14 protein-coding genes are annotated in these 19,767 nt (G+C 64.4%); 7 read left to right on the top strand and 7 right to left on the bottom strand.

The window, feature by feature from the left end; all coding sequences use genetic code 11:
- Positions 1–167 precede the first annotated feature (167 nt).
- Positions 168–503, top strand: coding sequence for an MmcQ/YjbR family DNA-binding protein (locus ACGFK1_RS31225; protein ID WP_393439091.1), 336 nt, complete (start codon positions 168–170; stop codon positions 501–503).
- Positions 504–529: 26 nt separating this feature from the next.
- On the opposite strand, the gene ACGFK1_RS31220 is transcribed toward ACGFK1_RS31225, so the two are convergent.
- From ACGFK1_RS31220 to ACGFK1_RS31205, 4 genes are all read right to left on the bottom strand, one after another.
- Positions 530–1,054: a 2'-5' RNA ligase family protein gene (locus ACGFK1_RS31220; protein ID WP_393439089.1), complete on the bottom strand. Its 525-nt coding sequence runs from the start codon at positions 1,052–1,054 to the stop codon at positions 530–532.
- Complete coding sequence (gene bioD / locus ACGFK1_RS31215) at positions 1,054–1,725, bottom strand: dethiobiotin synthase (protein WP_393439086.1); 672 nt, start codon at positions 1,723–1,725, stop codon at positions 1,054–1,056. Before bioD ends, ACGFK1_RS31220 begins: the two co-directional genes overlap by 1 nt.
- Complete coding sequence (locus ACGFK1_RS31210) at positions 1,722–2,858, bottom strand: 8-amino-7-oxononanoate synthase (RefSeq protein WP_393439083.1); 1,137 nt, start codon at positions 2,856–2,858, stop codon at positions 1,722–1,724. The genes bioD and ACGFK1_RS31210 overlap by 4 nt, the downstream gene beginning before the upstream one ends.
- A 79-nt stretch (positions 2,859–2,937) precedes the next feature.
- Positions 2,938–4,227, bottom strand: a complete 1,290-nt coding sequence (locus ACGFK1_RS31205) for an adenosylmethionine--8-amino-7-oxononanoate transaminase (RefSeq protein WP_393439080.1) — start codon at positions 4,225–4,227, stop codon at positions 2,938–2,940.
- 93 nt (positions 4,228–4,320) lie between these two features.
- On the opposite strand from ACGFK1_RS31205, the gene ACGFK1_RS31200 reads away from it, so the two are divergent.
- The 6 genes from ACGFK1_RS31200 to ACGFK1_RS31175 all read left to right on the top strand — a co-directional run bounded on the left by ACGFK1_RS31200 (position 4,321) and on the right by ACGFK1_RS31175 (position 15,844).
- On the top strand, positions 4,321–6,498 hold the full coding sequence (locus tag ACGFK1_RS31200) for an acyltransferase family protein (RefSeq protein WP_393439078.1): 2,178 nt from the start codon (positions 4,321–4,323) through the stop codon (positions 6,496–6,498).
- Positions 6,498–8,648, top strand: a complete 2,151-nt coding sequence (gene glgX / locus ACGFK1_RS31195) for a glycogen debranching protein GlgX (RefSeq protein ID WP_393439075.1) — start codon at positions 6,498–6,500, stop codon at positions 8,646–8,648. Before ACGFK1_RS31200 ends, glgX begins: the two co-directional genes overlap by 1 nt.
- 3 nt (positions 8,649–8,651) lie before the next feature.
- Positions 8,652–10,856: a malto-oligosyltrehalose synthase gene (gene treY, locus ACGFK1_RS31190; RefSeq protein WP_393439072.1), complete on the top strand. Its 2,205-nt coding sequence runs from the start codon at positions 8,652–8,654 to the stop codon at positions 10,854–10,856.
- Entirely contained in the window at positions 10,849–12,576 is a 1,728-nt protein-coding gene (treZ, locus tag ACGFK1_RS31185) for a malto-oligosyltrehalose trehalohydrolase (protein WP_393439069.1), read from the top strand. The genes treY and treZ overlap by 8 nt, the downstream gene beginning before the upstream one ends.
- 975 nt (positions 12,577–13,551) lie before the next feature.
- Entirely contained in the window at positions 13,552–14,991 is a 1,440-nt protein-coding gene (locus ACGFK1_RS31180; protein ID WP_393439185.1) for a cytochrome P450, read from the top strand.
- Between the two features lie 55 nt (positions 14,992–15,046).
- Positions 15,047–15,844, top strand: coding sequence for a phthiotriol/phenolphthiotriol dimycocerosates methyltransferase (locus ACGFK1_RS31175; protein WP_393439182.1), 798 nt, complete (start codon positions 15,047–15,049; stop codon positions 15,842–15,844).
- A gap of 390 nt (positions 15,845–16,234) precedes the next feature.
- Here ACGFK1_RS31175 and ACGFK1_RS31170 read toward each other — a convergent pair whose 3' ends face one another.
- The 3 genes from ACGFK1_RS31170 to ACGFK1_RS31160 all read right to left on the bottom strand — a co-directional run bounded on the left by ACGFK1_RS31170 (position 16,235) and on the right by ACGFK1_RS31160 (position 19,719).
- A complete protein-coding gene (locus ACGFK1_RS31170) occupies positions 16,235–16,423 on the bottom strand; it encodes a hypothetical protein (RefSeq protein WP_393439066.1) in 189 nt (62 codons plus the stop codon).
- A 167-nt stretch (positions 16,424–16,590) separates the two neighbouring features.
- A complete protein-coding gene (locus ACGFK1_RS31165) occupies positions 16,591–17,436 on the bottom strand; it encodes a class I SAM-dependent methyltransferase (protein ID WP_393439063.1) in 846 nt (281 codons plus the stop codon).
- 141 nt (positions 17,437–17,577) lie between these two features.
- Complete coding sequence (locus ACGFK1_RS31160) at positions 17,578–19,719, bottom strand: hypothetical protein (RefSeq protein WP_393439060.1); 2,142 nt, start codon at positions 19,717–19,719, stop codon at positions 17,578–17,580.
- Positions 19,720–19,767 lie beyond the last annotated feature (48 nt).

Genomic DNA, 19,767 nt, shown 5'->3' with positions numbered 1-19,767 from the left:
CTCTACTCGCCGAGTGCAGAAAGTCGGCGACCGCCTGCTCTTCCACAGGTCGGCCAACCATCCCCGACACGTACAGAAGAATCTCAGGTTTTGCTGGGGTTGTCAGCGCAACGAGTTCTTGGAGTCCGCCAAGGGCGTGTCGGACGTCTCGACTAGCGTCTCTGAGGGTGATCACCGTCGACGATGTCCGGCGCATCGCCGCTTTGCTGCCTCGGGCTTACGAGGCTGTGGTGCGCGACCAGATCAAGTTCCGAGTCGGGCAAATCGTGTTCGTCGCCTTCTCACGGGACGAGACGGTGATGGGAGTGGGCTTTCCCAAGGAGCAACGGGCGGCGATGGTGGCGGCCGAGCCCGACAAGTTCATGATGCCGCGGCGATCGGACATGAGATACAACTGGGTGCACCTCCGGCTCGATGCGATCGAGTTGGACGAGGTGCGCGAACTCGTCATCGATGCCTGGCGGATGTGCGTGCCCAAGAAGGTCTCCGCATCGATCGACTGATCACGTGACTGCGCTCGTCGCGCGTCTCACTCGACTTTCCGCTCGATGAGCACCGTTTCGCGCTTGGCATTTCCGTCCCACCTGCGAAGCCCGGTGAAAACTCCGGGGATCTCGGTCGGCTTACCCGCGATACGCAGCGCTCTTCCCAACCGTGCGGGTGTCACTCGACGCGCAAACGTCACATGCCCGGTCCAGCGGCCAGGCGCCGAGTTGGCCATCGGACCGGGGTGCTGATGCGGCAGACACAGTCGATGCACGTCGGCATGGACGTCGATCAACCCTGCCGTCGGCACGATCAGCCGGGTGAGAATCAGCTGGCCCCTGCCGAAGACCAAGGGTGCGCCGATCATGCACGGCAGCGGGAAGCGGTCGTCGAGTGTCATGAGGACTGAATCCACTTCGGCGCCGATCCGCTCGGCAACCGTCAACGTGACGTGCGGCCGGCTCACGGGCGCCTGGCTGGGGATTCCGGCCTCCCGCAACCCGTCCCAGATGTGCCGAACCGCCTCTTCGGTGTTCGTATCGAAGACGAGCTCGACGGAGTGGACCATCAACCCGCCAGGCTCGTGACCCACCGTGCGTCGAACGCGGCGACACTCACCGATTCGAACTCGGCGGCACTCAGGCTGCCTGCGGCCGCAGGCAGCACCGCACGCACCGGAGCCAACCGTGCCAACGATTCGCGGTTGCCCGCCTCGGTGACATCCGGTTCGCGCGGCCACGACCCGATCACCAGGCCGGCGCATGGAATATCTTGTGCCGCAAGCGATTCCAGTGTCAGAGCGGTGTGGTTAAGCGTGCCGAGGCCGGGTGCGACGACGACCAACACGGGCGCAGCCAGATCACGTGCGACGTCGCGCAACGTCACCCCGCCAGCGCCCAACTGCACCAGCAACCCGCCTGCGCCCTCGACCACGGTGAGCTTCGCATCGACGGCGGCGATCGACCCCACCAACTGCTCGCGGCTCGGCAGCGGCAGTCCGGCCCGTTCTGCCGCCGCGGCAGGTGCCAGCGGTTCGGGATAACGCCACGTGCCGAAGAGCTTGCGGACGCCGGAGAGCCGCGCCACGTCGGCGAGGTCGTCGTCGCGGGGGCTGCCCGTCTGCACGGGTTTACACACCGCCACATCGACGCCCGCAAGTCGCGCGGCGCAGGCCAGCGCGGCGGTCGCGATCGTCTTGCCGACCCCGGTGTCGGTGCCCGTGACGACGAGGACGCTCACGACAGCACTTCGGTGAGAACCTCTCGGGCCAATGCCATTTCGTCGTCCGACAGCGATGCCCGCGCTGTCAGCCGTAGCCGCGACGTACCGGCTGGGACCGTCGGCGGACGGAAGCAGCCGACCCGCACCCCGCGGTCCAGGCAGGCCACCGCGGCGGCGAACGCCACCTCGGGCTCGCCGAGAATCACCGAGACCACAGCGGAATCCGGACGCTCAGACACGCCACACATCTCGGCGAGCGCCGCCGCGTGATCGAGCACTGCGTCGGCACGCCATGGCTCGTCGATCAGCACCCGCAACGCCGCCCATGCGGCGCCGACCGCCGCAGGCGCCAGTCCGGTGTCGAAGATGAACGGGCGGGCCGCGTCGATCAGATGTGCCCGCACCGCCGCCGGCCCGAGCACCACACCGCCCTGGCTGCCCAGCGCCTTCGACAAGGTCGTCGTCATCACCACGTCGGGCGCACCGGCGAGGCCGATCTCGTGCAGCAGGCCTCGGCCGCCGCTGCCCCGCACACCCAGGCCGTGCGCCTCGTCGACGATCAGCAACGCCCCGTGGGTGCGGCACACGTCGTGCAGTGCCCGCAGCGGCGCCAGCACCCCGTCGGCGGAGAACACCGAGTCCGTCACCACGACGGCGCGCTCCTCGTCGCGGCCGGTCAACGCCGCCTCCACCGCGGACACGTCACGATGGGGTGTCACCACCACGCGGGCCCGGGACAACCGGCAGGCGTCGACCAGGGACGCGTGGGTCAGCGCATCCGACACCAGCAGCGAACCCGCACCGGACAGCGCCACCACCGCACCGAGATTGGCGGTATAGCCGGAAGAGAAGGCCAATGCCGACTCTGCACCGACGAACTCGGCGAGTGCGGCCTCGAAACCCTCGTGCAGTTCGGTGTTGCCGGTGACCAGTCGTGACCCGGTCGAACCGGCGCCCCAGGTCCGCAGGGCCTGGATGCCGCCGTCGATCACCGCGGGGTGTTGCGACAAACCCAGGTAGTCGTTGGAGGCCAGGTCGAGTTCGGCTCCGACCGGCGGACGGGCGCGCAGGAAACGGCGTAGCCCGGCCGCGCGGCGCTGATCCTCGACGTCGTCGAGCCAGGCCAGCGGGGAGACATCGACGCGAGTCACCGGGGCGCCCTTCTGCTCTTGAACACGTCGGCGAGCCGACAAATTGAACACGTCGGCGAGCCGACAGATTGAACACCGTTCAGGTTAGCGCACGGGCCACCGCGACCATCGCCGCGGTGATCTGGCCGATCTCCGCATCCGTGCATATGTAGGGCGGCATCACGTAGATCAAGTCGCGGAATGGGCGCAGCCAGACGCCGTGCCGCAGCGCGGCGGGCGTCGCGACCCGCAGGTCCACCGGCCTGTCCATCTGCAGCACCCCGATCGCGCCGAGCACCCGCACGTCGGTAACGCCTGGTTGTTCGGCCGCTTCAGCCAAACCTTCTCGCAAACCTGTCTCGATCGCGGAAACCCTTGCCCGCCAGTCCTGTTCGAGAAGCAGCTCAACTGCCGCCACTCCGACAGCGCAGGCCAGCGCATTGGCCATGAACGTCGGTCCGTGCATCAGCGCCCCTGGCTCATGCGTGCTGATCGTCTGCGCGATCTCGCGGGTGCACAGCGTCGCGGCCAGCGTGATGTAGCCGCCGGTGAGCGCCTTGCCGACGCACATGACGTCCGGGCGCACGCCCGCGTGCTCGGCCGCGAACAGTTCGCCCGTGCGGCCGAAGCCGGTGGCGATCTCATCGAAAATCAACAGCACGCCGTGGCGGTCGCAGATTGTGCGCAGGTCGACCAGGTACTGCGGGTCGTGAAACCGCATACCACCCGCGCCCTGCACGATGGGCTCGACGATGACTGCGGCGAGTTCGTCGGCGTGTTCGGCCAACTGCTTCTCGAACGCTTCGACGTAGCCGGCGTCGTAGTCGGCAGGGACCTGGGGCGCGAACTCCTGCTGTGCCAATATGTCGGTCCACAGCGAATGCATGCCGCCGACGGGGTCGCACACACTCATCGGGGTGAACGTGTCGCCGTGGTAGCCGCCGCGCCAGGTCATCAGCCGATGCTTGCCGCCGCGTCCGATGCTGCGCCAGTACTGCAGCGCCATCTTCACCGCGACCTCCACCGCCACCGAACCCGAGTCGCTGAAGAACACCGCGTCGAGCCCGTCTGGCGTGATCTGGACCAGAAGTTGCGCAAGCCTGGCAGCCGGTTCGTGTGTCAATCCGCCGAACATGACGTGGTTCATCGTCGCCAGTTGGCGCGCGACGGCCGCATCCAACGCCGGATGACCGTGGCCGTGAATCGCCGTCCACCACGACGCCATCGCGTCGAGCACCTCGATCCGCTTGCCGTCGTCGACCAACGTCAGCCAGGCGCCCTTGGCGCCGACCGCGACCACCGGGGGCAATGCGTCGGCGCCGATGGGGCTGTAGGGATGCCAGATGTGCGCGGCGTCGATCGCGCTGATCTCACCGGGGGTCAACGTCATGTTTGAAACCAGCCCGATCCTTTGCTCAGTGGCTGTGACTGATCGCCTGCGGCATGAGGCACCAGGCGATCTTGGGTAGATTAACCGTCGACCATGATGACCCTCGCTCCCTCCAGGCCGGTGGCCGTCACCGATTCCGGTGCCCCATCGCGTGCCGCTTCGGGGACCCGTGATTCGGGCTTTTACCGACATGATCTTGACGGCCTGCGCGGCATCGCCATCGCGCTTGTCGCCGTGTTTCACGTGTGGTTTGGCCGGGTCTCCGGCGGCGTCGACGTGTTTTTGGCGCTATCGGGTTTCTTCTTCGGCGGCCGTCTGCTGCGCACCGCGCTGACTCCAGGGAAGTCGCTGTCGCCCGTCCCCGAAGTGATCCGACTTGTTCGCCGGTTGCTCCCCGCGCTCGTCGTGGTCCTCGCCGCCGCGGCGGTGCTGACCATCCTCGTGCAGCCCGAGACGCGCTGGGAAACGTTTGCTGACCAGAGTTTGGCCAGCCTCGGTTATTTCCAGAACTGGGAGCTGGCGAACACCGCTTCGGATTACCTTCGCGCCGGTGAGGCGGTCAGTCCGCTGCAACACATCTGGTCGATGTCGGTGCAGGGGCAGTTCTACATCGGGTTTCTGGCACTGATCTTCGGGTTCGCCCATCTGTTGCGTCGACGTCTCGGCAAGTACATGCGGACGTCATTCGTGGTGCTGTTGAGCGCGTTGACCATCGCGTCCTTCGTCTACGCGATATTTGCTCACAACGCCGATCAGGCGACCGCGTACTACAACAGTTTCGCGAGGGCGTGGGAGTTGCTGCTCGGCGCGTTGCTCGGCGCCCTGGTCCCGTATGTGCGCTGGCCGATGTGGCTACGCACGACGCTCGCCACCGTGGCGTTGGCTGCCATTTTGTCGTGCGGCGCGCTGATCGACGGCGTCAAGGAGTTCCCAGGCCCGTTGGCCCTCGTGCCCGTGGGTGCCACAATGCTGTTCATCCTGTCGGCGGCCAACCGCCAGTCCGACCCGCAGACCAGCGGCCGCCTGCCTGCCGTGAACCGGCTACTGGCCACCGCTCCCTTCGTCACGCTCGGCGGCATGGCCTACTCGCTCTACCTATGGCACTGGCCGCTGTTGATCTTCTGGCTGTCTTACAGCGGCGAACCGCGGGTCAACTTCTTCGAGGGGGCCGTGGTGCTGGTTGTCTCCGGCGTGCTGGCCTGGCTCACGCTGCGGTACGTGGAGAACCCACTGCGGTACCGCGCGTCGGCGAAATTGCCCAAACCGGCGCCCGCCGTCGCGCTGTGGACGCGGCTGCGCCGCCCGACGATCGTGATGGGTTCCATCGTGGGCCTGCTCGGTGTCGCGTTGACCGCGACGGCTTTCGGGTGGCGCGAACACGTGACCGTGCAGCGCGCGAACGGCAAAGAGCTGGCCAATCTTTCGCTGCGCGACTATCCCGGCGCCACCGCGTTGATCAACCATGCGAAGGTGCCGAAGCTGCCGATGCGCCCGACCGTGCTCGAAGCCAAGGACGACCTGCCGGAGACCACCATCGACGGGTGCATCAGCGACTTCAACAACAGCGACGTCATCGACTGCACCTTCGGCGACAAAGAGGCGACCCGCACCATCGCGCTGGCGGGCAGTTCTCATGCCGAGCACTGGATCACCGCCTTGGACCTGCTGGGCCAGATGCACCACTTCAAGGTCGTCACATACCTGAAGATGGGATGTCCGTTGACCACCGAACAGTCGCCGCTGGTGATGGGCGACAACCGTCCGTACCCGGGCTGCCGGGTGTGGAACAACAGGGTGATGCCGAGGCTGATCGCCGATCGTCCCGACTTCGTGTTCACCACGTCCACCAGACCGTGGAACATCAAACCGGGCGACGTGATGCCGTCCTTCTACATAGGCATCTGGCAAGCCCTGTCGGACAACAACATTCCGATCCTCGCGATGCGCGATACCCCGTGGATGGTCCGGGACGGCAAGCCGTTCTTCCCCACCGACTGCCTCGCGCGCGGAGGCAATGCGAAATCCTGCGGCATGAAGCGATCCGACGTACTGTCGGAGCACAACCAGACATTGGACTTTGTCAAGCAGTTTCCGCTGCTGAAGCCGCTCGACATGAGTGATGCGGTGTGCCGCGTCGACGTTTGCCGCGCCGTGGAGGGAAATGTGTTGCTGTACCGCGACGCCCACCACATCTCGACCACCTACATGCGCACCATGACCACCGAACTGGGGCGTCAGATCGGCATGGCCACCGGTTGGTGGCAGCCCTGATGCGACCAGCCGAGCCTGCATCGGTGCCGACGGTCTGGCCAGGGGACGCCTATCCCCTTGGGGCCACCTACGACGGCGCAGGCACCAATTTCTCGCTGTTCTCCGAGGTTGCCGAGCGGGTGGAACTGTGCCTGATCGCCAAAGACGGCAGCGAACACCGCATCAACCTCGACGAGGTCGACGGTTACGTCTGGCATTGCTATCTGCCCACCGTCACCCCTGGGCAGCGCTACGGCTATCGCGTGTACGGCCCGTGGGAGCCGTCGGCGGGTCACCGCTGTGATCCGAGCAAGCTTCTGCTCGACCCGTACGGCAAGTCGTTCCACGGCGACTTCGACTTCAGTCAGGCGCTGTTCTCCTACGACTTGAAAGCCGACGACCTGGCGTCCGGCGGCACGCCGCCGCGGGTCGACTCGCTCGGACACACGATGACCAGCGTGGTGATCAACCCATTCTTCCAGTGGGGGTCGGATCGCGCTCCGCGCACGCCGTACCACGAGACGATCATCTACGAGGCTCACGTCAAGGGCATGACACAGACCCATCCGGGTATTCCGGAGGAACTTCGCGGTACTTACGCGGGGCTGGGCCATCCGGTGATCATCGACCACTTAAAGTCGCTGAACGTCACCGCGATCGAGCTGATGCCGGTGCACCAGTTCCTTCACGACCACCGGCTGATCGACCTCGGTTTGCGAAATTACTGGGGCTACAACACATTCGGCTTCTTCGCGCCCCATTACCAGTACGCGGCGAACAAGCACGCCGGCGGTGCGGTGGCCGAGTTCAAGACCATGGTGCGGTCGTTCCATGAAGCGGGCATCGAGGTGATCCTCGACGTGGTCTACAACCACACCGCGGAGGGCAACCACCTCGGCCCCACCATCAACTTCCGCGGCATCGACAACGCCGCCTACTACCGTCTCGAGGACGGCGACCTCCGGTTCTACCGGGATTTCACCGGTACCGGCAACAGCCTCAACGCTCGCCACCCGCACACGTTGCAGCTGATCATGGACTCGCTGCGGTACTGGGTGATGGAGATGCACGTCGACGGCTTCCGCTTCGACCTCGCCGCGGCGCTGGCGCGGGAGTTCTACGAGGTCGATCGGCTGTCCGCGTTCTTCGATCTGGTGCAGCAGGATCCCGTCGTCAGCCAGGTGAAGCTGATCGCCGAACCATGGGACGTCGGCGAGGGCGGCTATCAGGTCGGCAACTTTCCAGGTTTGTGGACGGAATGGAACGGGAAGTATCGCGACACTGTGCGCGATTACTGGCGGGGCGAGCCCGCAACCCTCGGCGAGTTCGCCTCGCGGCTGACCGGTTCCTCCGACCTGTACGAAGCCACCGGACGCCGCCCTGGCGCCAGCATCAACTTCGTCACCTGCCACGACGGCTTCACGTTGAAGGACTTGGTCTCCTACAACGAGAAGCACAACGAGGCCAACGGTGAGGACAACCGAGACGGCGAGAGCCACAACCGGTCGTGGAACTGCGGCGTGGAAGGCCCGACCGACGATCCGGACATCCTGGCGCTGCGCGCCAAACAGATGCGCAACATCATGGGCACGCTGATGGTCTCGCAAGGCACCCCGATGATCTCGCACGGAGACGAGATCGGGCGCACGCAGCTGGGTAACAACAACGTGTACTGCCAGGACTCAGAGATCTCCTGGATGGACTGGTCCATGTGCGAGACGAATGCCGACCTGCTCGAGTTCACCCGCCGGGTGACCAAACTGCGGCGAGAGCATCCAGTCTTTCGCAGGCGGCGGTTCTTCGAGGGCAAGCCCATCCGCACCGGCGACCAGATCCGCGACATCGCGTGGCTGACACCGGCGGGCAAGGAGATGACGCCCGAGGACTGGGGCACCGGGCTGGGCAAATGTGTCGCGGTGTTTCTCAACGGGGAGGCCATACCGACTCCGAACGCGCGCGGCGAACGGGTCGTCGACGACTCATTCCTGCTGTGCTTCAACGCGCACGACAAGCCGCAGGACTTCGTCACGCCGAAGGGGAACTACGCCAAGGAGTGGACCGCCTCGTTCGACACCGCCGACGCGACGGGGGCCACCGAACTGGTTGTCACAGCGGGCAAGAAGATCTCGCTCGAAGCGAGATCCCTGCTGGTGCTGCGTAAGACTGCGTGAGCCATGGCTTCTCGTGTGCTATCGACATACCGGCTGCAGATGCGTGGTGACTGCTTCACGTTCGACGACGCCATCTCGGTGCTGGACTATCTGGACGAACTGGGTGTGTCGCATCTGTACCTGTCGCCGATCCTCAGCGCGGCCGAGGGCTCCACGCACGGCTACGACGTCACGGATCCCACTACCGTCTCCCCCGCACTTGGCGGTCCCGATGGACTGGCGCGGCTTTCTGCCGCAGCGAAGGCGCGCGGGATGGGCCTCGTTGTCGACATCGTGCCGAACCACGTCGGTGTCGACGATCCCACCCAGAACCATTGGTGGCTCGATGTCTTGGAGAAGGGCCGGAGTTCGCCCTATTCCTCGTATTTCGACATCGACTGGGACCTCGATCCCGATGGGCGGGTCATCGTGCCCGTGTTGGGCTCCGACGACGACCCCGCTCCACCGAACTATCCGGCCAAGCAGCAGCACTACCGACCGATCGGATGGCGCAACGGGATCTGCGGGTACCGACGGTTCTTCTCCATCACCTCTCTGGCCGGATTGCGCCAGGAAGACCGCGCGGTGTTCGACGCCACCCATGTGGAAGTCAAGCGGTGGTTCACCGACGGCCTCGTCGACGGAATTCGCATCGATCACCCCGATGGATTGTCCAATCCGGCAGGCTATCTCGAGTGGTTGCGCGAATTGGTCGGGCCCGACGCATGGATCGTGATCGAGAAGATCCTTGCCGTCGACGAACCGCTGGACACCACGCTGCCCGTGGCTGGAACCACCGGCTACGACGCGTTGCGCGAAATCGGGGGCGTGTTCCTCGATCCTGCAGGGGCGGGTCCGCTCACCGCGTTGTTCGACTCAACGGGCGCCGACTACGACGACATGTCAGAGTCGGCCCGCAGGCTGAAGGCGGCCGCCGTCACCGACACCCTCGCAAGCGAACTGGCGCGGCTACACCGCACCATCAGGTCTGCAACGGGCGCCGACCATCCCGAAATCCCCACGGCCCTGGCTGAACTCATCAGCCGGGTGCCTGTCTACCGCTGTGACTACGGTGGGTTGTCGCTTGTGCTCTCCGAAGCGGTGGCCGAAACCAGCACCGCACGACCGGAGTTGGCGGAGCCGCTGACCATCGTCGCATCGGCGCTTGCCACCAACGCCGAATCAGCGGTACGGCTGCAACAGTTGTGCGGGGCGGCGACCGCCAAGTCGATGGAGGACTGCTTGTTCTATCGCGACGCCCGGTTGGTGTCGCTGAACGAAGTGGGCGGAGAACCCGGGCGATTCGGGGTCAGTATCGCGGAGTTCCACGAACGTGCCGCGACAAGGGCCCGGCTGTGGCCGCACGCGATGGTGGCGTTGACCACACACGACACCAAACGTGGTGAAGACGTGCGAGCCCGTATCGGGGTGCTGTCGCAGGTGCCGTCGTTGTGGGCGGAACTGGTCGGCAAATGGGTTCTCGAGACACCGCCGCCGGACGCGGCGACCGCGCTTTTCCTGTTGCAGAACATGTTCGGCGTCTGGCCGGTCGACGGTGCGGTGACGGAGGACCTCCGCGGCCGGCTGCACGGTTATGCCGAGAAGGCCATCAGGGAGGCCGCGGCACACACGTCGTGGAACGACCCCGACACCGCGTTCGAGAACGCCGTACATGAGTGGCTGGACGCCGTCATGGACGGTCAGGTGGGGGCGGGGCTGACGTCCCTCGCCCGCCGGCTCGATCAGCATGCGCACAACGACAGCCTCGGCCAGAAGTTGATCGCACTCACCGCGCCTGGGATACCCGACGTTTATCAGGGCACCGAGTTGTGGGAGGACAGCCTCGTCGACCCGGACAACAGGCGGCCGGTGGACTACCTGGCACGCAGGCAGGCTTCCCGACATCCGAAGTTCGAGGTGACGCGGGCCGCCCTGCAGCTGCGTCGCGACCGTCCCGACACATTCCTCAACGGCGGCTACACTCCGCTGCTGCCCCAGGGGGCGGCCGCCGGGCACCTTGTCGCATTCCTACGAGCCGACGACGTGGTGACCGCCGTGACCCGGCATTCCGTGGGGCTGGCCGAAACGGGTTGGAAGGACACGACGCTGGTGTTGCCGACGGGCGCCTGGCCGGACCGTATCGCCGGGGGCCGGTACAGCAGACGCGTGTTGGCGTCCGACCTGTTCGCCGAAGCTCCGGTCGCGCTGCTGGAACGAACCGATGACTGACTTCGCGGTGTGGGCGCCCCGCCCGGAGCGGGTGCGGCTCGACGTGGACGGCACCCTGTACCCGATGGACCGCTCCGACGACGACTGGTGGCGAGCCTCCGTCGACACTCGGCCCGAGGCACGGTACGGCTTCGTCCTCGACGACGACCCGAAGGTGCTGCCGGATCCTCGGTCACCCCGCCAACCCGACGGTGTACACGAGCGGTCGCAGCTGTGGCAGCCAGCTGCGGACGCCTGGACCGACGAGGGCTGGGCGGGCCGCTCGATCGAGGGTGGGGTCATCTACGAGTTGCACGTCGGCACCTTCACCCCTGAAGGCACCTTCGATTCGGCCATCGAGAAGCTGGATTATCTTGTCGATCTGGGCGTCGACTTCGTCGAGTTGATGCCCGTCAACGCGTTCGGCGGGACACACGGCTGGGGCTACGACGGCGTGTTGTGGTACGCGGTGCACGAGCCGTATGGCGGGCCGGATGGGCTCGTCCGTCTCATCGACGCCTGCCACCGGCGTGGCCTCGGCGTGCTGATCGATGCGGTGTTCAATCACCTCGGCCCGTCAGGAAATTACCTGCCGAAATTCGGCCCGTACCTGTCGAGGGGCAGCAACCCGTGGGGCGAGTCGATCAACATCTCCGATGCGGATGCCGACGAAGTGCGCCGCTACATCATCGACTGCGCACTGCGGTGGATGCGCGATTTCCATGCCGACGGGCTGCGCCTTGACGCAGTGCATGCACTCGTCGACACCACTGCGATCCACATCCTCGAAGAACTGTCCGCCGAAACAGACGCACTGGCAGCCGAACTGGGACGACCATTGTCGCTGATCGCCGAAAGCGACCTCAACGACCCGCGGTTGATCACTCCGCGTGATCGCGGCGGTTACGGGATGACGGCGCAGTGGGACGACGACATCCACCACGCGATCCACTCGGCGGTCTCCGGCGAACGGCAGGGTTATTACGCGGATTTCGGATCGCTCGAAGCACTGGCGCAGACGTTGAAACACGGCTACTTCCATGCGGGCACCTACTCGTCGTTCCGGCACCGGCGACACGGCCGTCCGCTGGAAACCGCGAGCATCCCGGCGACGCGACTGCTGGCGTACACGTTGACGCATGACCAGGTCGGCAACCGAGCCATCGGCGATCGGCCGTCGCAGAATCTGAGCTTCGGGCAGCTAGCCGTGAAGGCGGCGCTTGTTCTCGGGTCGCCTTACACCGCAATGCTTTTCATGGGTGAGGAATGGGGCTCCTCCTCGCCGTTCCAGTTCTTCAGCTCCCACCCGGAACCCGAGTTGGCCAGGGCCACGGCCGAGGGTCGCAAGCGTGAGTTCGCCGAGCACGGTTGGGACGCCGACGAGATTCCAGACCCGCAGGACCCGGCGACCTTCGAACGGTCCAAGCTCAACTGGGCCGAGATCGACGAGGGTGAGCACAGCAGGCTTCGGCAGCTCTACCGGCAGCTGATCGCATTGCGACACAACGAACCTGACCTGGTGGATCCGTGGCTGGATCACATGCGTGTCGGTTATGACGAGGATGCGCGGTGGATCGTCATGCATCGCAGCTCGCTCACCATCGTATGCAACCTCGGACAGCAGGCCGTCAGCGTTCCCGTGTCCGGCCAGGTCGTAGTCGGTTGGGATGAACCCGTCACCGATGGGGCGACCACTCGCCTGCAAGCACAGTCGTTCGCGATTCTGCGCACTGCGAAGTAGCCGTCAGGCTGTCGGCCCCAGTTGGACGGCTGAGGCTCTCGGGATTCGGTGATTGCGACTGATCGCGCGTCACGTTCGGTGCGCCGGCCGACCCGCCGCGGGTCGCATCGTGGCCACGAGCGTGGCGCGGTCCAGACTTCTTGCCGTCATCCTTCGTGCCGCCCTCAGTCCCCTTCGGGTTCTCGGTCTCATTTGGTCGACCTGGTCGTTGCGCTTTGCGAGTCCTCCTCGACCGCTGGCTGCGCGTTGTCCAGCTCGTCCTCAACGGGGCAAACCTCTTCTGGGACACCTTTCCGAGGGCTGACAGCTCTTTGGAGTCCAGTTTCACGTCGTCCTTGTCGAGGTCCTCCTGCATTACGGGAGCCGCCCAGGGACGGCAATGGCGGCGGCCCCGACGATTGCCACAACTGCCGCCGCGACATGTGGACGCACAGAACGGGCTGCTGCGCCGCCGCTTCCCTATAGATCCCGTCGGCTCGCATGGCGAGGTTTGCGGTGAGATGCTCGGTGGCGGACGGCTGCGGACATGCAATGGCCCCCTCGAGGTCGATCCTGCAGACGGCGGCCCCTGAACCTACAGCAGAAGGCGGCCCCGCGGGCAAAATCCTCACTTACTTCGCCCAGCAGAACATCAGCTATCAGCGTAATCTCCCGATTGCCATGTTTTCACCGATCAAGACCGGGATTATGTGACCAATCGCAAACTATAATAACTTTGCCATATATGGGGCGTGAATCGTGTAATCGCGGTGCCAGCCCGACTTCTGGAGGCAGCGGCAACTGTTCTCGACTCGAGCGCGGTTCCCGTAGGCACAGCGGTGCGCCGACCTGGCAACCAATTTGCGGATCGTCGGCCCGTAACGTCCCCTCAACCGACCGAGTGGCACGATGCGGCACGGGATTGAGACTGATCTCGGGCACTCTCAGCAAGCCGACAAGAATTACCTTAAGGTACCGGTACGGAGAGGGGGCGACATGGCAACGGTGACAACCGAGCCGGAACGGCTACCGCCGGGGCCGCGGGTACCGAAGATCGTCCCAGCCATCGTGATCCTGACCGCACTGCAGCATCGGTGGGTGCCCGTTCTGGGTCGACGTTACGGCGGCACGTTCACCATGAATTTGCCGTATTTCGGCAAGACCGTTTTCGTCAGCGACCCAATGCTGATCAAAGACATCTGGAGCGCCAGCGACGATCTGCTCGAACGTCCTACTTTCCTCCTCGGCCCGGTATTCGGCCCTGGATCGACGTTCAGCCTCACCGGTAAAGAACAGCTGAAGCGCCGTAGATTGGTGCTCCCGGCGTTTCACGGGAAGGCGGTGAGAAGCTACGAGCACATCGTCGAAGAAGAGGTAATGAACGAAACAGCGAACTGGCCCGAGGGCCGCGAGTTCGAAACGCTTCCGACGATGGGCCGCCTGACCCTCAACGCGATTCTGCGTGCCGTGTTCGGCGAAGAGGAAGAAGCACTGGACGAACTTCGCAGCGTGATGCCGGTCCTGGTCACACTTGGCTCCTACCTACGCTTGATGCCGTCGATAGTGCAGCGAGACTACGGTCGGTGGAGTCCAGGTGGGCGGTTATTGCGGGTGCGGCGCCGGTTTGACACCGTCATCGACTCGCTCATCGCCGAGGCGCGGGCCGACCCGGCCTTTGAAGAGCGCAGCGACGTGCTCGCGGTCCTGTTGCGGGCCCGCTACGAAAACGGTGAGCCGATCCCCGATCGGCATATCGCCGACGAGCTGCTGACCTTGGTCGCCGCCGGTCACGAGACAACCGCCTCGCAATTGGCCTGGACGGTGGAGCGGTTGCGCCGGCATCCAGAGCTGATGTCGCGGCTTGCTGACGAAGTGGACGCCGGGGGATCAGAGTTGCGGCAGGCAACGATCTTCGAAGTGCAGCGCACCCGGCCGAATATCTTGGGCTCGATGCGGCGCACGAAGAAGCGAGTTCGCTTGGGCGACTGGGTTCTTCCGGCGGGCACCACTGTGCAGATTGATTTCCAACTGGTGCACGAGTCAGAAGAGAACTTCCCCGACGCGGCCTCGTTCAACCCAGACCGATTCGTCGGCGCCAGTCCGAAGCCATTCACGTTAATTCCGTTCGGTGGCGGCGTAAACCGCTGTCTTGGCGCGGGATTCGCGGCCATGGAGATGGACGTCGCCCTGCGCACGCTGCTACGCGAATTCCGGTTCACGCCAACCGATGCACCCGGAGAACGGCATAAGAACCGCGGTGTTTCGATCGCGCCGGCACGGGGCGCACGCGCGGTGGTTCACCGGAGAACGGCCGCGGCGAGCAGCTGTGATGGCGTTACGCATTCGAGTCAAACGGCTGTGCGCGTCACCAAAAGCAAGCTCCGACCTGATCTATCGGACGTGATCGGCGCGGCTAAATTCGACGGCCCGCCATGACCGCTGCCGCGACCCTCTGCGCGGCGTACCCTCTGGCATAATCCCCGAAATGGCCATGCGCATGGGCTACATCACCGACATCAAGGTCAGGTTCATCAAAGCATTGATGAACCACTATTGGTATCCCTTTCTGACCCGTCGGCTCAATGCGGAAGACCTCACGTGCCTCAACTACGGCTACGAAGAAGACCCGCCGATGGCCTTGCCGATGGCGGCGTCCGATGAGCCCAACCGGTGCGGTATCCAGCTCTACCACCGCGTGGCGACCCAGGCGGATCTCGACGGCAAACAGGTACTGGAGGTCAGCTGCGGCCATGGCGGTGGAGCCTCGTATCTTGTGCGCGCGTTGCGCCCGGCTTCCTACACGGGGCTGGACTTCAACGCAGACGGCATCGCCTTCTGCCGAAGGAGGCATAACGTGCCCGCGCTGGATTTCGTGCACGGTGACGCCGAAAACCTGCCGTTTGCCGACCAATCTTTCGACGCGGTGATCAATATCGAAGCTTCACACGCCTATCCTCGGCTTCCCCGCTTCCTCGCCGAAGTGGTGCGCGTTCTCCGCCCCGGAGGGCGTTTCCTCTACGCTGATTTCCGCGACCGCAAGGATTTTTCCGATTGGGAGGCAGCACTGGTCGACAGCCAGATGCGGCAGGTTTCGGAACGCGTCATCAATGCGGAGGTTCTGCGCGGGCTGGAGAAAAATGCGCAGCGGTCACTCGACCTGATCGGTGTGCTGCCGGCGTTTCTGCGCCCCTTAGGCCGCTGGTTCGCCGGTGTGCCGGGCGGGTGGATATACCGCGACATCCAGAGCGGGCAAATCGAGTACCGGATGTATTGCTTCACCAAGAATTGAGCGGCGTCCCGCCACCAGAACGGCGCGCAGTTCGCTTTTCACGTGTCTTAGAAGTCAAGAGTGAAGAGCCGAGTCGAACCCAGCACGGCTCAGATCGGCGGTATGACGCTCGCTCAGGCTCGCGGGAACCGATCCGACAGTCTGCTCCTCCAAGGGGATTACCTCAATTCGCTCAATCGCCAGTTACCTGCCGTAGTTGACGGCAATTTGCAGAGGCGTTTGCCAGCACGTGAAGCCGTAGGCCGCTGAGACGAAGCCTTTTTCGGTGTGCTGGGGACTTGAGGGAGCTTTGACGGTGTCTTGAGTTTTCAGCCTGTCTTTGGCAGGAGACGAGCCGGTCGATGGTTTGTGTTGTGTGAATGTCGATAATACGCAACGCATTTCGGAGTATCAGCGGGAAGGGTAGCTGGTCGGCAGCGGGCGCTGCAGCCGGTGATGGACTTCGGTGTAGAAGATGGCAAACTGTAGTCCCTCGCCGGTGAGCGGGTAGCGGTTCTTGCCAGGGATGCGGGTGATGAAACCGTTCAGGCAAATGCGATCCAGGGACTCGATATCCAACCCGACCTGACCGTCGAGCACATTTCTCGACCGTGACAGTCGCAACCATTCATTCAGCCTGAGCGCGACACGACCGCTTGACCAGCCCCGCCGCTCGCCAGTCAGAGGCGAAGCCTCACTGGTGTCCTCAGTCGTTGAATCCTGCGTCGCATTCTTTGTAACACTGCGACTTCACGGTCATCAACGAACTAGAAGCGGTAGCGCAACACAACAGTTGCCATTAGTCGAGACAGCTTCGTGCTCCTGGCTGCCAGCCGGAATGCCAACCTGCCGATCAGCGGCAACTCGGCAACCTCAGGTGCTCGGGTGAGAAAGATTTCGTCAAGCAGGGTCAGTCCATCGACCCAATGTTCGAGCAGCCGGGGGTCGTTGATACCGGGATTGGCCATGCCGCCCGCGATCGCCCGCATAGCGCGGGAGTGTTTGAACGTCCACATGGCGTATGTGGTGTAGACGTTGAGTGCCAGCTCCCCGCTGGGGAAGTGGGCGGTAAGCCGGTTCAGCAGCGACACGAAGTCATCCTGTCCGAGGAAGAGGATGAGCCCGTCGGCAACGATCATCGCTGGCCGGTTTCTGGGAATGTCTTGCAGCCAGTCCGGATCCGTCAGGTCCGCGCCGATGTTGTGGGCATTGGCAGGCTGCGGCAATAGTTTACGCCGGAGGGTGACCACCTCGGGGAAGTCGACGTCATACCACTCGACGGTGGGCGGCGGGTTGACCCGGGAGATTCTGCCGTCCAGGCCTGCGCCAAGATCTAGCATGACCGCGTCCGGTTGACTGACTATGAACCGGCGCACCATCTCGTCAAGGATCTTGGCCCGCACCGCCACGTCGAACACCTTGGAACGTCGGTCGAGGAACTTCGTGTTCAGTTGAGGGAACTTGTCGAGACCGTAACCGATGGTCGTGATGATCTCGTCGGCCATCACGTCGCCCAAGAACGGGTGCGGCAGGCGACTGTCGAGCGCCCTGCTGCCCAGCGTGAGGAACAAGCTTTCTTGTGCCGGTGTGAACTCCGGAAGCGCGATCCCCATGTGTCGTCACTCTCGCTTCTGTTGTGATGCAACAGGGCGGACAGTCCGACCTCGCGACGGGATCTCGCCGCTCCGATGCCGTCGAAACCCGCCCCAGAAACGAGCGAATCCGATCGCTGCACACCCGGGCGCTACCGCTCCCTACGCAGCCCGGTGCCTGCCGCCGGCGTCGTCAGCCCGGTGCTTGCCGCCGGCATCGTCAGCCCGATGCCTGCCGCCGGGATCGTCGGCCTTGCTGCCGCCGGGGTTGTCAGCCTTGCTGCCGTCGGCTTTGTCGGCCTTGCTGCCGCCGGGATTGTCGGCCTTGCTGCCGTCGGCTTTGTCGGGTCCCGCCTTCTTGCGGTCAACGGTCAGGCCAGTTGACTTCGCGTCGGTTGACGTGGCAGTCGTCGGCTCGGGCGCTTCTACCGGCTTGCTCGCGGGAGCCGGTGTCTGGCCGGCTTCGGGATCCGCATTGCTTGGCAGCGCTTCAATGTCGGCCGCAGCCTCGGTGACCGGCGGGACCTTGCGCTCGACCTGGCCGAAAACCGTATTGGTGAGTTGGCTGTCCGGCGCGGCGAGGGCCGCAGTCCCGTCCGTCGTTGCGGAGTCCGAGGTCAGCGCGGGGATCGACGTTGCCGAGACTTCCAGCGTCCGCGAAGGTAGGCGCATTTCAGTGGAGGGGGGCGTGGGGTAGGAGCCGATTCTGTTCAGCAGTGCGCCGAAGCCCCACAGCGCCGCGTCGGCTGTCTTGAGCACTTCGTCGACGCCCAGTTGGTGGCCGATGTCGATAAGCGCTGCGTTCAGCCTCGCATTGATATCCGTCAGCGTTGCGTTTACCCTGGCGCCGACGTCTTTCAGCGCTGCGTCGAGGACCTGCAGCTGTCCACCGATTTCCTGCAGCGTTTGGTCGATTCCCAGCCGATTACCGATGTCCGCGAGCCCTGCGCTGATGCCCGTCAGGTCGCCGATGTCCTGGAGCAGCGCATTGGCGTTGAAGCCGCCCAGCAGTCCGCTGTCGCGGGCGATGTCCACCAGTTCGGGATGGATTCCAGCCAGCCAGGTGTTGACCGCCGCTGTCGTGGCCGGATCAAACGTGAAGAACCCTGTTTGCAAGATCTCTATGGAAGTGTCGATTTGCTCTTGCGTCGGGCCGTTGGCCTGGCCGGCCGCCTCCAATTCCAGCCATTTCTCGAGAATCGGATTTCCCGGGTAGAGGTCTGAGATCCATTTGACGATCACCGGGGTGGTGATACCCAGGGTCGTATTGCATGCCCCCGGGCAAAAGGGGCTTCCGGGCACGAATGGGTTGAAGTCAACGACCAAGCCTGCGAGCAGGGCCTGGAAGGAATAGATGACGTCCCGGGGGCTGGCGACATGGATGCCGGTGCCGTAGACGCCGGTGGTGTCCGGCGTTGAAACCAGGCTGGCGTAGAACGCTTTCCAGGGCAGGAGCGGATCCCAGATAAATGTCGTGCCGGCCCACGGCATTACGGTCTGGCCGTTTTCGTCAACCTTGGTACCCACGAACGTGAACTCATTACCCATGCTGTCCGTGTAGGTCTGGGTTGGTATTGCCCCGTTTTCGCCCACCCCCGGAGACACGCTTGGGTAGAGGGCGTTGAGGAAGGTGTACCCGCCCGCCGAGGTCAGGCCAGCGAATGCTTGCTGACTGAACCATTGGTTTATGAGGGGAAACTTCCTCAGCCCGGCGATGATCTCCACGGAGTAAATGAGCCGGTCGAGCGAGGTGATACCGGTCAGGGGTACCACCGGAGTCAGCGGAGAGCAGCCCTCCGCGTCACAGGACACGCTCGCGGGGAGCAAGGCGGCCGCGATCATGGCAACTTGAAAACCCATGATGTTGGACATCGCCGGGTACGGATTGAACACGTTGATGATCGACTCGAAATGCCCCGGGTCTGCCGGATCCTCGCCCCACACGTTCGTGCCGCTGGGGACAAACCAGTTTCCGGTGTAAAGCAGCGAGGCCGCTAGCTGGTTTATGGCCGTAGTCTCGTTGTACGAGACGTTGGCCAGGGCGTAGAGCAGGTTGAGCGGAATGTTCCTGACGTCGCCATTCGCGATGGCTTGATCGACCTCGGCGCTCGTGGGAATCGTCCCGGCGGCACCGGTGACCGCGGCGGCCAGCCACACATCGAGCTTGGCGGCGTGGATGGCGGGCGGCGTTGGCGGTGCGACGATGGCGGGCGATGTTGGCGGTGCGACCGGAGTGAGGGCGATGGCGCACGCCCCTGCAAGCGCGACGCCAGCTGCAGCATGTCGACGCACACCTATACCCATGCGGTCCCCCTTCCACTGATGTACTAGTGGCGCCGCAGCGAACCCGAC

It is taken from the genome of Mycobacterium sp. NPDC048908 (assembly GCF_043197955.1).
Classification (GTDB): domain Bacteria; phylum Actinomycetota; class Actinomycetes; order Mycobacteriales; family Mycobacteriaceae; genus Mycobacterium.
Note: the sequence above shows the minus strand (reverse complement) of the source record. Positions and strands in the feature narration are given on the sequence as shown.